Source organism: Nitrospira defluvii, from assembly GCF_905220995.1.
Classification (GTDB): Bacteria; Nitrospirota; Nitrospiria; order Nitrospirales; family Nitrospiraceae; genus Nitrospira_A; species Nitrospira_A defluvii_C.
This window is the reverse complement of sequence record NZ_CAJNBJ010000002.1, coordinates 240730-254993: the sequence shown is the minus strand read 5'-3', so window position 1 is coordinate 254993 and position 14264 is coordinate 240730. Positions and strand designations below refer to the sequence as shown.

At 60.3% G+C, this 14264-nt stretch carries 14 protein-coding genes; 6 read left to right on the top strand and 8 right to left on the bottom strand.

The genetic code is table 11. The annotated features are described in order from the left end of the window. The first annotated feature begins 8 nt into the window (after positions 1-8). Together KJA79_RS08560 and KJA79_RS08555 are read left to right on the top strand one after the other, a co-directional pair. A complete protein-coding gene (locus KJA79_RS08560) occupies positions 9-1706 on the top strand; it encodes a cyclic peptide export ABC transporter (protein WP_213041620.1) in 1698 nt (565 codons plus the stop codon). 27 nt (positions 1707-1733) lie between these two features. Continuing rightward, positions 1734-2501, top strand: a complete 768-nt coding sequence (locus tag KJA79_RS08555) for a 4'-phosphopantetheinyl transferase family protein (protein WP_213041619.1) — start codon at positions 1734-1736, stop codon at positions 2499-2501. A 1-nt stretch (position 2502) separates the two neighbouring features. Here KJA79_RS08555 and tadA read toward each other — a convergent pair whose 3' ends face one another. The 8 genes from tadA to KJA79_RS08515 all read right to left on the bottom strand — a co-directional run bounded on the left by tadA (position 2503) and on the right by KJA79_RS08515 (position 7974). Beyond that, entirely contained in the window at positions 2503-3018 is a 516-nt protein-coding gene (gene tadA / locus KJA79_RS08550) for a tRNA adenosine(34) deaminase TadA (RefSeq protein WP_246507520.1), read from the bottom strand. Positions 3019-3107: 89 nt separating this feature from the next. Beyond that, the gene (locus KJA79_RS08545) at positions 3108-4124 is read right to left on the bottom strand and encodes an anti-sigma factor (protein ID WP_213041618.1); all 1017 of its coding nucleotides are present in this window, start codon (positions 4122-4124) and stop codon (positions 3108-3110) included. After that, positions 4121-4723: a sigma-70 family RNA polymerase sigma factor gene (locus KJA79_RS08540; RefSeq protein ID WP_213041617.1), complete on the bottom strand. Its 603-nt coding sequence runs from the start codon at positions 4721-4723 to the stop codon at positions 4121-4123. The genes KJA79_RS08545 and KJA79_RS08540 overlap by 4 nt, the downstream gene beginning before the upstream one ends. A 124-nt stretch (positions 4724-4847) precedes the next feature. Continuing rightward, a complete protein-coding gene (locus KJA79_RS08535; protein WP_213041616.1) occupies positions 4848-5927 on the bottom strand; it encodes a glycosyltransferase family 28 protein in 1080 nt (359 codons plus the stop codon). Positions 5928-6085: 158 nt separating this feature from the next. After that, complete coding sequence (locus KJA79_RS08530; protein ID WP_213041615.1) at positions 6086-6286, bottom strand: hypothetical protein; 201 nt, start codon at positions 6284-6286, stop codon at positions 6086-6088. Between the two features lie 17 nt (positions 6287-6303). Continuing rightward, positions 6304-6621, bottom strand: a complete 318-nt coding sequence (locus KJA79_RS08525; protein WP_213041614.1) for a tetratricopeptide repeat protein — start codon at positions 6619-6621, stop codon at positions 6304-6306. 67 nt (positions 6622-6688) lie between these two features. Then, on the bottom strand, positions 6689-7456 hold the full coding sequence (locus KJA79_RS08520) for a tetratricopeptide repeat protein (RefSeq protein ID WP_213041613.1): 768 nt from the start codon (positions 7454-7456) through the stop codon (positions 6689-6691). A gap of 95 nt (positions 7457-7551) precedes the next feature. Next, positions 7552-7974, bottom strand: coding sequence for a hypothetical protein (locus tag KJA79_RS08515; protein WP_213041612.1), 423 nt, complete (start codon positions 7972-7974; stop codon positions 7552-7554). 319 nt (positions 7975-8293) lie between these two features. Here KJA79_RS08515 and KJA79_RS08510 point away from each other — a divergent pair, with 319 nt between their 5' ends. The 4 genes from KJA79_RS08510 to KJA79_RS08495 are packed head-to-tail and all read left to right on the top strand — an operon-like array spanning position 8294 to position 14108. After that, positions 8294-9823, top strand: a complete 1530-nt coding sequence (locus tag KJA79_RS08510) for a TolC family protein (protein WP_213041611.1) — start codon at positions 8294-8296, stop codon at positions 9821-9823. Continuing rightward, the gene (locus KJA79_RS08505; protein WP_213041610.1) at positions 9801-10592 is read left to right on the top strand and encodes an efflux RND transporter periplasmic adaptor subunit; all 792 of its coding nucleotides are present in this window, start codon (positions 9801-9803) and stop codon (positions 10590-10592) included. Before KJA79_RS08510 ends, KJA79_RS08505 begins: the two co-directional genes overlap by 23 nt. 3 nt (positions 10593-10595) lie before the next feature. Beyond that, on the top strand, positions 10596-11966 hold the full coding sequence (locus KJA79_RS08500; RefSeq protein ID WP_213041609.1) for an efflux RND transporter periplasmic adaptor subunit: 1371 nt from the start codon (positions 10596-10598) through the stop codon (positions 11964-11966). A 3-nt stretch (positions 11967-11969) separates the two neighbouring features. Then, positions 11970-14108 (top strand): site-2 protease family protein, encoded by a 2139-nt coding sequence (locus KJA79_RS08495; protein WP_213041608.1) that lies wholly within the window; start codon positions 11970-11972, stop codon positions 14106-14108. The last annotated feature ends 156 nt before the right edge of the window (positions 14109-14264 follow it).

The window sequence follows — 14264 nt, the reverse complement described above, 5'->3', positions numbered from 1 at the left end:
GGCTCACCATGATGAAACTCTATCGATTCCTCCTCTTCCTGTTGCGTGACGCCAGGGCCATGATGGTGCTGATGGTGTTGACCGGCCTGTTGGCGGGCCTGTCCAGCGTGGGCCTGCTGGCCGTCATCAACAAGTTGATCAATGGGGCGGGGACAACCTCAGAGGGGTTTGCGCTTGCCTTCATCGGATTGGCGATGTTGAAAGTCAGCTCCAACTATCTCTCGCAATTGCTGCTGGTCACGTTCGCGCAGAAAACGATTCTGAAGCTGGGAATGGACCTGTGCTGGAAGGTGGTGCGCGCCCCCTACCGCACGTTAGAGCGTCGGGGCCCGCACGAAATTCTCGCCACGCTGACCGATGACACCAATGCCATGGCTTGGGCCGTCAATGGATTGCCTGGCTTGGCGATCAATGTGGCCATTCTCGCCGGTTGCTCACTCTATCTGGCGTGGCTGTCCTGGCAGGCGTTTCTTGGCGTCGTGGTCCTTGCCGTGTTGGGGCTGCTGGGTTATCGCCAACTCTATCAGCGGGTGTTGCAGTCGTCGTTGGCGGTTCGCGAGTCAAAGGGCGTGCTGTTCGAACATTTCCGCAGCTTGACGGAGGGAATGAAGGAATTGATGTTGCATCGTGGCCGCCGCGACACGTTCGTCGAGCAAGACATTCGGCAGGCCGCCGAAGCCCTACGGCGCCATAATTTAATCACCACGACGCAATACCTCACCACGGATTCCTGGACCCAAGTGCTCTTTTATGGGTTGATCGGGGTCATTCTGCTGCTGTTCCCACGACTGTTGTCCCTGTCCGGTGAATCACTGACGGGGTATGCCTTTGCCATGTTGTATATGATCGGTCCGATGTGGGGCCTGCTGGGTATGGTGCCGACGCTGAGCCGCGGCCAGGTCGCGCTAGAAAAAATTGAATCGTTGGGGCTGGCCCTCGATGAGGGAACTCGGGAAGGCGGAGCGGAACGGCCGGTGGCGCAGGGGAGTCATTGCGTGGAATTCTCCCAGGCGGTGTTTGCCTACGAATCCAAAGGGGACGATGAACGCCCCTTCAACCTGGGCCCGTTGGATCTGTCGATTCGTTCAGGGGAGCTGGTCTTCATTATTGGAGGAAACGGCAGCGGCAAGTCCACGTTCGTCAAACTGCTCACGGGCCTGTATTTGCCGCACCAGGGCCAGGTCACGCTGAACGGAGAAGCCATTGTGCCGGCCACGCAGGATTGGTATCGGCAGCATTTTGCGGCGGTGTTTTCGGATTTCTATCTCTTCAAGAAGTTGCTGGGGCTTGATCCCTCCCTTGTCGCCAGCCAAGCAGACGGGTGGTTGAAGACTCTGCGCATCAATCACAAGGTAACCATTCAGGACGGGGAATATTCCACGATCAACCTCTCGCAGGGGCAGCGGAAACGCCTCGCGCTCGTCACCGCGATGCTGGAAGACCGGCCGTTTTACGTGTTCGACGAATGGGCGGCCGATCAAGATCCGCAATATAAGGACGTGTTTTACGGGGAGTTGCTGCCGGAACTGCGGGCGCGGGGAAAAGGTGTGATCGTCGTGACGCACGATGATCGGTATTTTCATGTGGGTGACCGCGTGTTAAAACTGGACGACGGGCGGGTCGTTGAGGCGTCATCCGGCAGTGCTTTTTCTGCCGGGTTCCGTGCCGCTCCCATGCTGAAGCCGGTCGCGCGATCGTCGGGGTAGCCCTGCGATGTGGATCCTGTTGATTGAATGATGTCGCGTCCTTCGACTCGCCCCTCCGTCTCCAAGACGTTTCCCTCCCTCGGACCTTCAGACGTCCACGTCTGGTTCTGCGATCTCCTGCACTATGCCGAAGATCAGCGTGTTCTCGCCGCGTTGTTGTCTGACGATGAGCAGGCGCGTGCGGCCCGGTTCGCCTTTGATCGAGATCGTCAACGCTATATCCTTTCCCATGCGTTGCTGCGCCTGCTGCTCTCCCGCTACACACACAAGGTGGCCGGGCAGATTCGATTTTCATTCGGCCGGCATGGAAAACCTGCGATCAGTGGGATGAGCGCGGCGGCCGAGGACATCCAGTTCAGTCTGTCTCACTCCGGACCCTATGCGTTGGTGGCGGTGGCAAAAGGTCGGGCGTTGGGGGCGGACGTGGAGGTCCTGAAGGCGGATGTCGATGCACTCAAGCTGGCACGGCGGTTCTTTGCGCACGGCGAATCAGCGCTCATGGCTAAGTGTGAGGGGGAGGCCAGGCGGCACCTGTTTTATCGGTTCTGGACGGCGAAGGAAGCCTATCTGAAAGGCAAAGGCGTGGGGCTCTCGCTCGGACTGGATCGGTTTGAAGTGTTGTTCGAAGGGGGTTCCTCACTCGCCCAGGTACGGTGGACGGACTCTGGGGCGTTCGACCCGGGCTGGCACATTCGGTCGCTGGCGTTGCTCGATCACTTGGCGGGAGCGGTCGCCGTGCAGGGCGAGGAGTGGGAGTTGCATCAACTCGAGTCAACGGCCTACTCTCTTTACTAATCTAACCCGATCTCCTCTGTGCTGAGTCTTTCCTCAGGGCGCGAAAAAAATCCTGCAAGAGGGCCTGGCTCTCTTCCGCGCACAGTCCTCCGATGACATCCACGCGATGGTTCAGCCTGGGTTCCGGCGGAATGTCCATGATGGATCCGCAGGCACCGGCTTTCGGATCGAGCGCCCCGAAGACCAGACGCGGGATGCGGGCCAGCACGATCGCACCGATGCACATGGTGCAGGGTTCCAAGGTGACGTACAGCGTGCTTTCAGTCAGGCGCCAGCTCTTCGTCTGCTTGGCTGCTTCCCGGATCACGAGCAGCTCCGCATGCGCGGTGGGATCCTGTTCGGTTTCCCGCAGATTGTGAGCGCCGGCGATGACGAGGCCCTCGCGGACGAGCAGGGCGGCGATCGGTACTTCACCGATTAGAGGCGCTTCCCTGGCAAGGGCCAGGGCTTGCTGCATGAAGTGCCTATCGAGATCCTCGTTCAAGGGCATGGCGTGGTCGGGGTCGGTCGATGGCATGAGGCGTCGTCAACCGGGCGATCAAACCATGCTAGCACGTTCGGGGTGAGAACCGCAGCGGGAGTTCGTCGAGGAAAAGTGGCGGTAGGCTAGATCTGGCCGATTAAGTAGATGGCACCCGTTGGTTCCGGGCGTCCACCGTCCGGTTCCACCGTCACCGCGAACTTCTTCATTCGCGGAAAGTCGCCCATGTTCTTAATCAACATGCGGGCCTTCTGGCCTGGGTCCAATCCAAACACGCCGGCGCTGACCGGTTTGTCGTCGATCGCCCAGAGCTGATAGACCTTTCCGTTCGGAAGTGCGGGCAGGTTGAAGGCATAGAGCCAGGCCTTCTTGGTTGTCGGGTCGAACAGCAGAAACGCGCCTGCTGACTTCGCCATCTCAGAGCCGGAGAGGGAAACGACTTTGGAAGCTGGATTTTTGAACAGGCCGGCAAACTCCTCACTCTGGCGGGCGAGTCGCTGCAACGAACTGTCGTGGTGTGTCAGCTGGGCATGGGCGTCCTCCAACTCCGCCTCCCGTTGCAACAACTGATCTCGCAGTTCGGCCACCTCCGTCGTGCGTTGCTCCAATGTAGATTTCAGGGAGCCGAGCGTGTGCTCACGTTGCTGGAGTTCAGTTTGTAACGCCGCCACACGCGCAGATCCCTGTTGCACCGCTGCCTGTAGTTGTTGGATTTCACCGGAACGTTGCGCCGTCTGCGTATAGGTCAGCCAGGCGACATAGCCACCTCCGACGATCAGCGCCAGGACGGCGAAGCCCATGGCGAACCGGAAGGGCAGTGATCGGGCGGGCGTGATAGGAGGAAACAGATGGTTCATCCACTCGCCCGGTTCCAGGCTTGATCGCGGGCCTGGCTGCTCCGGTTCGGTCTGGCTCGTGGTCGCTGCCGGCGCCATCATGATTTTGGCTTTCAGCGTATTGGGGGGCGTTGCGGGAGTCAGTCCGAACGGCAACAGTGATGCGACGGTCTGATAGTCCTTCAAAGCGGCATGGCAAGCCGTGCATCCGGACAGCAGGTGCGCTTCGATAGCCTGTCGCTCCGAACGCTCCAGGGCGCCGATGGCATACAGGGGAACGGCCTCTTCCAATTCCTCGTGAGTCATGACTGGTGCCCTTGCGGTAAGGTCTCCTGCAAGGAGGCGCGGAGTTTGATCATGGCCAGTTTGATTCTGGTTTTCACGGTTCCCAACGGCTGATTCAACTTGGCGGCGATCTCCGTATGCGTCAATCCCTGGTAAAACGCCATTTCGATGGCCTGTTGCTGCGGGAGTGGCAGGTCGAGAATCGCCTTCGCCATGAGCTGCCGGATCTCGGTATCCTCACGGGCTTCGTATGGGCTTGGGCTGACATCGGGTGTGACGGACACCAGCGGGTGCTCGAACGAATCGGCCACGATCTGTTGTCCGCGCGAGGCGCGCGCGCGCAGCCGATCGATCGCGCGACTCCGCGTCAGGGTCACCAGCCAGGCGATGGGACTGCCACGGCCCACATCGTACTTGGCGATTTTTCGCCAGACCTCAAGGTATACGTCCTGCAGCAACTCCGCCGCCTCGTCGCGATTGCTGAGAATGCGATAGGCCAGGGTGAACAACAGCGTGCTCGATTGATCGTAGAGTTGGCCGAATGCCTGTTGATCACCCCTGGCCACGCGGGCCAAGAGTTTGGGATCGATCGATGATGCGGCTTGTCGCGGAGCGTCCATGCAGTCGGCCTAGATGCGTGCGGTTATCCTCGGATTCTGAATAGGGCCCACTATAACACTGTACGTAAAAAACGACTAATCGGATGTCAGTTTGCGCAGGGAGCGGGAATGCGCATGGCGGTGGTCATACGTAGCGGGCGAGAAACTGCGCGGCATCCTGTGGCCCGGAGAGCGGCGGGGGAGGGGCCGCAGGCTGTTGTGCCAGTGCCAGGTGCACGGCGGGCTCCCATGCTCCGCGGTAAAAATCATCCCGCGACAGCTCAGCTCCGCGTCCATAATGATGGAGATAGTCTACCAGCGACTGCTCGTCGGCGAAATTATAGCGGCGTACGTAGACGACGGGAATGCCGAGCGCGACGGATTCGACGATCGTGCCGTACCCGGGCTTCGTGAGGATAAGGTCCGCCGATGCCAGGACCTGTTTGAACGGGAGGCCCAGCGCAGAGAGCGGGACGACTCGCGAAGATCCCTTCGGGACGGGGCCGTCAAAGATGAAGCGGCTGGCAGGCATGCGTGCCATTCGTTCGAACGGGAGCGTGTCGAGCGGAATCCCGCCGAACCCGACGAGGATGATCCGGTCTGCATCGTCCGCGCCGAGTGATCGACGGAGTGTCATACGCTCTGGAGTGCTTGGTTCCGCAATGGGGCCGATGTCGTCCATGGCTCGAAATGCCGTCATCGCCAGGCCCGGTGTCACACGCAGGAATCGATCGGCCTTGCCGTACGCATCGCGGATCTGTCGCAAGATCACGGCGTGTTCCGGTATCGCGGGATCGACGAACGGTTCGAGGACGAGATCCCAGGAGAGGGAAGAGAGGCCGATGGTCGGGATCCCGGCCGCGGCTCCGGCGGCGATTCCGAGGTGGGAAATATCCGAGAGGACCACAGCCGGATGTGCCTCACGAATCAAGGCGGCTTCCGTCTCGATTTTCTGATCCCACTCTGTATGAAGTGCCCGGTGGGCCTCCCAGGTTCCAGGCACGTCGATGGTGAGGGGGCCGTTCTGAATGCAACCGATATCCTGCTGAGCAGGACTCAATTCCCACGTCAGCTTCAGGCGAGGTTCGAAGAAGGTGGACGGGAGCGAGGTCCGGAGGAGGGCCTTCAGGTGTGGGGCCCGCCGAGCCAGGGTGTTCAGGACCGGCACGACCTGCGCAGCATGGCCATAGCCGTGGCCGGAGATGGAGCACCAGATTAATGACATGGCGGGATGCCGAACAAGCCCTTCACCCTCGTTCTCGACACGCAATGTCCCTCAACATGCCTCTGCACGTACGCATCTGAGGCTTCCTCGGCTGCGGCCTCGTCGGAGGGCCGTTTTGAGCACCCTCGAAGAGCTGTGCGAATCAGCTCCATCCTGGTTCAGCTGTTTGAGAAGTCCGATTCCATCGGGGCGATATTGTACATGAGTTCCAAATCGAACTCATCGATCAACTCGTTGACGGCGTCACGGCCCATGTCGGAGCGCACTTCATTGATCACTAATTCGATGGCCATGGCGGCATGCTGGCCGTATTGGGTAATTGCGGATTCGATCCGTTGTCTGGCTACGTCAAGATCCATAGATCCTCCACCCTGGATTATTCAAGCGTTCGCAGGAGTTGCTGCAGTTCCGGCACCAAGTCTACGCCGCCGTTGGATCGGCCGGATACTGCGGCATCGATCCCGGCCTTCAAGACCGGTTTCGCTTCCTCTTTCTTTCCCAGTTTCACGAGCGCGCGCCCGAGGGCGAGGTGTGAAGCCACGTGAGTGGGGTCCAATTGGGTGGCGACGGTGAGGTGCTCCGCCGCCTCCTCCAGGCTGCCGCCTTCCTGCAGAATTTTGTTTCCCAGACCGTAACGGCCGAGGAATCCTTTCGGGTTCTTCTCTACCATTTGACGGAATGCACTGATATCCATAGGGCTCCTTATGATGCATGCATGACGGGGGTGAAGAGCGCGAAATTCTACCATCACCCCTGTCGGTTCAGCTACGGGCGGCGCGCAGCCTTGTGAGTCGATCGCGATCGGCAGTGGAGGGGGCGCGCCCGGTTCCCAGCGCCAGGTGATGCAGACGTTCCACACAACGGATGGCTGCGACGGTGTCCTGCCGCCGTTCGTAGAGGTCGGCGAGCTCCCGCAGGACGGCTGCTTCGCCGGCCGGATTACCGAGTTTGATGAAATGTTCGGTGGCGTTGTTGAAACAGCGTTCTGCTTCCACAGATTGCCCACTGTCCAGAAACATTTTTCCCATCTGGCTGTAGGTGCCGGCCAACCCCTCTTCGTTCCCGACGATACGATGGGCATCCAGCGCCTGGGTGAACAGCCGTAGGGATTCGTTCCAATGCTGCCGACGCGCTTCGTCCATGGCTAGGTTGTGGTACAGGATGCCCAATGCGCGATGATCGTTGAGCGGTTTCAGCAGGTCGAGTGCTTCCAGGTAGTAGGGACGCGCTTTCTCCGGCTTGTCGGCGCCGATATACAAGTTACCGAGGTTCACGAGCGTGTGGGCAATGGCATGCGGGTCACGCTCATCCCGTTGGATGGCGAGCACTTCCTTATAACAGGCGTCGGCCTCCTCAAACAGGCCGGCCAGGGCCAGGGTGTTGCCCAGATTGCCGAGACTATTGGAGAGTTCGCGTGGCGTTCCCGTGCGGCGGTCATCTTTGACCGCGGCTTCCCAGGCGGCCCGCGCCTGGACGAGATCGCCTCTGTGAAGAAAAATGCGGGCGCGATGTTTATCGTTTTCAGCCATTGTTCCGGATGTCTTGGAATCGTCGTTCGTCTCTCGTCGTGGGTATCTCGATTCTGAAACGCTTCACGTTTCACGAGTGACGTTTCACGCTTGGGTCAGTCGCCACCTTTGGGCGTGTCTTTGCGAAATTCCACCACGATGTCGTCCTCTTCGTCCAGTCCCAAGCCTGCGCGAAACGAGTCGAGCAATTCGGCGACACAGGCAAGGTGTCTTGGATCCTTCCCCTCCGGCGAGGCCAGGTAAGTCTGGGCGAGGGTCATGCCGGTTTGAAAATGACGGGCAATCGTTTCCTCGGTCACTTGTTGCCAGGTAATGTAAATGCAAAAGGCCTGAAACCGGTGCGCGTTGGGGTGGCGGGCGGCCAGCGCAAGGAGTTGCTCGTAGGCATCCCTGGCCGTGGCGCCGGCGTTGGAAGAAAAGGTCTCTTCGAGTTCAGCGGCTTCGTCCCAGTCGGCACCAAGCTCGGATTCCGCTTCCTGTAATGTCTCTTGCGCGGCTAACGCGGCGTCGAATTGCATGCAGTCCTCACCAGGGTTGCGTGTCCGGTATCTGTCCCGGTCGCAGAATACTGGGTGTGCGGAAGGCAGGTCAATGGGTGCATCCGTAAGTGGAAACCCGGCAGTCTCCGTGATGGGTCTCGCTGTCATTCAGGTCGTTTTAATGACAGATCCTCACACCAAGTCGTTCAGATCCTGAGTGATTTCTCCCTTGTCGTCTTGGTCCTTCCTGTTCGTTCGCTTAAGTTTCTCTCCACTGTGACCGATGGTACGGCCTGAAGGGGAGTTTTGTCAGCCGTATTCCTACGTGGAAGCCCGCGTAGTGGGAGAGATGAGGGGCATGATTGTGTATCGTGTGTGGTGCGGTGCGACGGCTCTGTTGTTGGTGACCGGTTGTATGGTCACCCCCAGCCCCGTGACAAAAGAAGAGATTCAAGGGCGTGTCAGCCAGGATCTCCTGGCGATTGTACAGGAGCAGGAACCGATCGAGAAGCCGATCGATTTCTATGAGGCGACGGCCAGGGCTCTCCGCTACAACCTCGATGCGAAGGTCAAGGCCATGCAGTCTGCCTTGGCGCATCAGCAACTCAACGTGGCGCATTACAGTCTGCTCCCGCAAGTGGCGGTGAATGCGGGGTTCGACGGGCGAAACAATTTCGCCGGCGGCGGTGCCCAATCGCTGGTGGACGGTCGTCCGATTCTCGAACCCTTTACCTCGATGGATAAGAATGTGTTCAGCGGGAATCTGTCTCTCAGTTGGGACGTGTTGGATTTTGGACTGTCCTACATCCGTGCCAAGCAGGCCGGCGACAATATGCTGATCGCGGAGGAAGAACGCCGCCGGATTGCCGTTCGCCTGTTGCAGGATGTGCGGAATGCCTACTGGCGGGCGGTCAGCGCCGAACGACTGTTGCCGCAAGTGCGGCAGCTCGACGGCATGATCGACAAGGCCTTGAGTCAAAGCCAGGCGATCGTGCAACGCAAACTCCAAGCGCCGCTCACGCCGCTGAACTACCGCAGGGACATGCTGAACATTCAGCGGGAAGTGCAAAAGCTTCTTCGCGAACTCAGCACGGCCAAGATCCAGCTTGCGTCATTGATGGGCCTTCCTCCCGGGGTCTCGTTCGAGGTGCAGCAGCCCTCTCGTCCTGCCGCCCCGTTGATCGACAACCTCGATGCGGAAAGCCTGGAGCAACAGGCGTTGACGTTCCGACCGGAGTTACGGACGATCGATTATCAAAAGCGGATCAACGCGAAAGAAGCCAAAGCGACGCTGCTGGAGCTGTTCCCCAGCATGAAATTGCAGTTCGGCGGGTATTACAACTCGAATTCCTTCTTCCTCTATCAAAACTGGCTGAATTATGCGGCCCAAGTCAGTTGGAACCTCATGGGGGTCTTCAGAGTCCCGGCCAAGTATAAGGCAATTGAGGCACAACGGGCGGTGCTCGACGCCCAGAGTTTGGCGCTGACGATGACCGTGTTGACGGAAGTGCATGTGGGGGCGGCGCAGTTCATGTTGGCCAAAGACGAACTGGGCAATGCCCGCACCTATCAGGAAACGCAACAGGCGATCGTCGAGCACACCCATAGTCTGTGGATTACCAATAGCACGAGCGAACTGGTGTTATTGCGGGAGCAGGTCAACCAGATTCTCGCAGAAGTCAGGCTGGACGTGGCGCAAGCGGGCGTCGAGACGGCGTATGCCACCCTCCGGTCGGCAGTCGGCGAGGAGGCGGTTCCACCGTCCGGCCCGGAGCAGACGCTCTCCGGCCTGGCGGATTCATTACGGCAGCTGTGGGAACCGATGCCCGGCGGCGTTTCCAGACCCTCTGGAGAAAGGCAGAACGATGCGACAGCCGTGGTTCCATAGTGCGATAGCGCTGCTGGCGTTGGGAGGGGTGGGACTCGCGACCTCCGTGAGCGAGGCGAAGGGGGAACGTCCGTTGCAGGTGGTGCGGTCGGACAAGAGCGTAATCCGGGGGATCGTGAAGGCGGCCGCCCAGGCCGTGTTGTATGCACAGGTTCAAGGCCGGATCAGCCAGGTTCCCTTCAAGGAAGGTCAACGGTTCGAGAAAGGAAAGGTGTTGGTCCAGCTTGACTGCGAGAAGTACAAGGCCGAACTCGCGGCAGCGAAAGCCGAGCATGAAGCGAAGGACAAAACGGCGCAGAACAACCGCTCGCTCATGACCCTCAATGCCGTCAGTACGCTGGATCTTCAGATCTCCGAGGCGGAAGAGAAGAAGGCAGCCGCGGCCATCAAGGTGGCCGAGGTCAATGTGAAGGGATGCCATATCACGGCCCCCTTTGCCGGACGCGTCGTCGGTGTGATGGTCAATGAGTATGAAAATGTGTTCCCGAACGACAAGCTGGTGAGCGTATTGGACGATACGAGTCTGGAAATCGAGCTCGTGGTGCCTTCGTCCGCATTGGCCTGGTTGCGACGCAAGGCGCCGTTTACGTTCATGGTCGACGAAACTCAGCATGGATATCCGGCGACGATCAAAGAGATCGGCGCCAACGTCGATCCGGCCAGTCAGACCATCAAGATTGTCGGGACCTTCGACCGGTTGCCGGCTGATATTCTCGCAGGGATGAGCGGGTCCGCTCAATTCGCTGCGGGTCAGCCTAAGGGAGAGTAGATCGTGCAGGCGACCACCACTGCGGAACCAACAGCCCGGGAAATTGCGACCCTGATCCATCTGGCGACGTTGACGTACCTCGAAGCGCAGGTGCGCGCGGCGACGACGTTGGAGGAATTGCAGTTCGTCGCAGTCAATGAAACCCGCCGGTTGGTTCCCTATGAGCAGGCGATTCTCCTGAGCGCCACCGATTCGGAGGACACTCCCTATCGGGCCGTCACGGCATCGAGCGTGGCGGTGATCGATCGCGATGCCCCCATGATGGTCTGGCTGGAAGAGGTCGTGCAGGCCGTGCGGCATGCGCAGCCGGGGGATGCGCCGATCGTGCTCGAGCAGGAGGCCATACCGGAATCCCTGCGTGCCGGATGGCAGGAATTCGTCCACGGCCACGTGCTCTGGTGTCCCCTGAAGCATCCCGACGACACGATTCTGGGAGGATTGTGGATCGAGCGGGAGAGTCCTTGGCAGGAGAACGATGTGACGATCGTGCGTCGCCTGACCGGGAGCTTCGCCTATGCGTGGAAGGCCCTGTCGACTCGCCACATCGGGTGGACGGCGAAGCTCAAGCAGCCTTCGCTGATCGTGATTGCCGTTGCAGTCGCCGGCCTGCTCTGTCTCCCGGTCCGGATGTCAACCGTGGCTCCGGTGAAAGTGGTCGCGACGGATCCGGTGATCGTGAGTGCGCCCATGGACGGGGTGATCGCCGACGTGGTGGTCGAACCGAATACCATGGTGCAGCAGGATCGTCTGCTGCTGCGGTACGACGATACCAATATTCGGAACCAGTTCCGGGTGACCGAGCAACAACTGGCGGTGGCCAGGGCCGAACAGGCCCAGGCGATCCAGTCCGGGTTCGGCGATCCGGCGCGCAAGGCGGAGGTGCCGCTGAAGGCTGCGGAAGTCTCGCTCAAGGAGACGGAACTTGAGTATGCCCAGGAGATGCTTCGACAGATCGAGGTCCGGGCGCCTCAAGCGGGCTTGCTCCTCTATACGGACAAGTCGGACTGGATCGGGAAACCGGTGTCGGTCGGTGAGCGAATCATGGAAATCGCTGATCCACGGCGCATCGAGCTCCGCATCGATCTCCCCGTCAGCGACGCGCTGTTGTTGCGGGAAGGCGGGGACGTCGTCGCCTTTTTTGATGCGCTGCCCTTGGAATCGTTTCCGGGCGCGGTGCGTCGGACCAGTTATCACGCCGAGGTCTTGCCGGGGGATATCTTGGCCTATCGGGTCATGGCAGATCTTTCCCGCGTCGATCCTCGCATCCGCATCGGGTGGCAGGGATCGGCCAAGGTGTATGGTGAACAAGGGCCGCTGGCGTTCCTGTTGTTCCGTCGTCCGTTTGCCGCGCTCCGCCAACTCGTGGGGTTGTAACGTATGGCCGGTGTCACCCCCGCCCAGTCTCTCAAGGAGCGCCCGCTTCCTCCGCTTCGCAAGAATCTCCAGTTTCTCCGCGGCGCCCCGTCGCCGGAAGGCGTACCCACGTGGACGATCGTCGACCCGGTCCGTAATAAGTATTTTCAGATCGAATGGCAGGTCTACCAGCTCCTGGAGCGATGGAGTGCCGGCACGATCGAGTCGCTCGTGAAGGTGGTCGCGCGCGACACCACCTCGCGTCTCGGCGTTGAAGACGTCGAAGACTTCGTTCGATTTCTCTATGCGAACAATCTGACGGATCAATCGGCGAGCGGACACACGAAAGATTATGTCGAGCAGCAGGCCGCGCGCCGTCAGGCCTGGTGGCAGTGGTTGTTGCATCACTACCTGTTCATCAAGATCCCGCTGCTTCGTCCGGATGCGTTCATCCGCAGGACGCTCCCGCTGGTTGCGCCCCTGTATACCGCGGCAGCGGCCTGGATCTTCGCCCTCCTGCTCTGTGCCGGCCTCTTCCTCGTCAGTCGCCAGTGGGAGACGTTTCTGTCGACCTTCCTGCACTTCTTTAGTTGGCGCGGCGCCGTCATGTACGGGGCCGTGCTCTGCGGCGTCAAAGTGGTTCATGAAATGGGCCATGCGTACACCGCGACGCGATTCGGATGCCGGGTCCCGACCATCGGGGTGGCGTTCATGGTGATGATGCCGGTGCTCTACTCCGACGTGAGTGACGCGTACCGCCTGACCGACAAGCGAAAGCGATTGGCCGTGGCGGCTGCAGGGGTACTGGCGGAACTGGGCTTGGCTGCCGTGGCGACGGTGCTGTGGTCTTTTTTGCCGGACGGAACCGTGCGCAGCCTGGCGTTCGTCGTGGCCACGACGAGCTGGATCATGAGTCTGTCGGTCAATCTCAACCCGTTAATGCGATTCGACGGCTACTACTTGCTGGCCGACGGATTGGGAGTAGCAAATCTCCAGGATCGTGCGTTTGCCTTCGGTCAGTGGCGCCTGCGGGAATTGCTCTTTGCTCCTGGGGCCGCGCCGCCGGAGATGGTCGGAACGTCGAGGCGAAACAGTCTCGTGGCCTATGCCTGGGCTGTGTGGAGTTATCGGATCGTGCTGTTCACCGGCATCGCGATCATGGTGTACCACTACTCCTTCAAACTACTCGGGATAGCCTTGTTTCTCGTGGAGATCCTGTTTTTTGTCTGCCTTCCGGTCTGGCGCGAGTTGGAAGCCTGGTGGACTCGTCGAACTGTGTATGCCTCGACCCGGCGGTCGGCGTTGACGATGGCGATCCTGACGACCGGCATCCTGTTGCTGTGCATTCCCTGGGGCGGTCGTATCTCGATTCCTGCGGTGTTGCAATCGGCCACGTATGCCACGGTCTATATGCCCGCTCCTGGACGGATCGTCTCGGTGAGCGCACGCCCCGGGCAATTCGTGCAGGAGGGCGAGACGTTGCTGGTCATGGAAAGCCCGGAACTGATCAAGGCAGTTAAAGCCGCTCAGATCCACCTGGCGCGACTGGACCTCCGGACGCAGCGCCAAGCCGGCAACGCCGACGATCGTGCGCAGAGGTTGGTGATCCGCGAGGCGCTGAGCGCCAAGCAGGCGGAACTTGAGGGCATGATCGAGCGGCAAGAGGATTTCCTGCTGCGCGCGCCGATCGCGGGGGTTGTGGCGGACCGTGCGGAGTCGCTTTACCCCGGTCGATGGATCAACGCCGACCTGCCGGTTGCCTATCTCGTCGATCCGCTTCACGCGCATCTTACCGCGCTGGCATCTGTCGAGGATGTCCGGTTTCTTGCGCCTGGGCAGGAAGCACGGTTCATTCCTGATGATTTGACGCGTAGCACGAGGCAGGCGCGGGTGCTCGCCATCAGGGATCTCGATGAGCACGATGTGTCGGTTCCCTATTTCGCCTCGATTTATGGTGGGGAGGTCCCCGTCCGGAAAGATGTTCGGGGACGACTCCAGGCCGAACAGTCTGTGTACCGGGTGGAGTTCGAGGTGCAAGATCACGATGAGCCCCTGCAGCATGCCGTCACGGGGCAGGCCCTAGTCACGGGGCCGCACCGCAGTCTCGCCGGGCGGATCTGGGATCGGGTGGCAGCCGTCTTGGTTCGAGAAAGCGGATTCTGACGGCGATTGGTGTCGAGCACGATCGCCCCTGGGAGTCTGGTGGGCGGCTGGCGAGATCGTCGTGGTTAGTCTGCCTGTTCATTTGTGCGTGTTGGAAGCAGTTCAACGTCCCGCATTCCTGGCCGGGCCTGGCTCCTCCCGATCGGCTGCTCAGGT

Excerpts from the sequence above, each read along its gene's own strand:
- KJA79_RS08560 (WP_213041620.1), top strand. The coding sequence starts at position 9 with ATGATGAAACTCTATCGATTCCTCCTCTTCCTGTTGCGTGACGCCAGG.
- KJA79_RS08555 (WP_213041619.1), top strand. The coding sequence starts at position 1,734 with ATGATGTCGCGTCCTTCGACTCGCCCCTCCGTCTCCAAGACGTTTCCC.
- tadA (WP_246507520.1), bottom strand. The coding sequence starts at position 3,018 with ATGCCATCGACCGACCCCGACCACGCCATGCCCTTGAACGAGGATCTC.
- KJA79_RS08545 (WP_213041618.1), bottom strand. The coding sequence starts at position 4,124 with ATGACTCACGAGGAATTGGAAGAGGCCGTTCCCCTGTATGCCATCGGC.
- KJA79_RS08540 (WP_213041617.1), bottom strand. The coding sequence starts at position 4,723 with ATGGACGCTCCGCGACAAGCCGCATCATCGATCGATCCCAAACTCTTG.
- KJA79_RS08535 (WP_213041616.1), bottom strand. The coding sequence starts at position 5,927 with ATGTCATTAATCTGGTGCTCCATCTCCGGCCACGGCTATGGCCATGCT.
- KJA79_RS08530 (WP_213041615.1), bottom strand. The coding sequence starts at position 6,286 with ATGGATCTTGACGTAGCCAGACAACGGATCGAATCCGCAATTACCCAA.
- KJA79_RS08525 (WP_213041614.1), bottom strand. The coding sequence starts at position 6,621 with ATGGATATCAGTGCATTCCGTCAAATGGTAGAGAAGAACCCGAAAGGA.
- KJA79_RS08520 (WP_213041613.1), bottom strand. The coding sequence starts at position 7,456 with ATGGCTGAAAACGATAAACATCGCGCCCGCATTTTTCTTCACAGAGGC.
- KJA79_RS08515 (WP_213041612.1), bottom strand. The coding sequence starts at position 7,974 with ATGCAATTCGACGCCGCGTTAGCCGCGCAAGAGACATTACAGGAAGCG.
- KJA79_RS08510 (WP_213041611.1), top strand. The coding sequence starts at position 8,294 with ATGATTGTGTATCGTGTGTGGTGCGGTGCGACGGCTCTGTTGTTGGTG.
- KJA79_RS08505 (WP_213041610.1), top strand. The coding sequence starts at position 9,801 with ATGCGACAGCCGTGGTTCCATAGTGCGATAGCGCTGCTGGCGTTGGGA.
- KJA79_RS08495 (WP_213041608.1), top strand. The coding sequence starts at position 11,970 with ATGGCCGGTGTCACCCCCGCCCAGTCTCTCAAGGAGCGCCCGCTTCCT.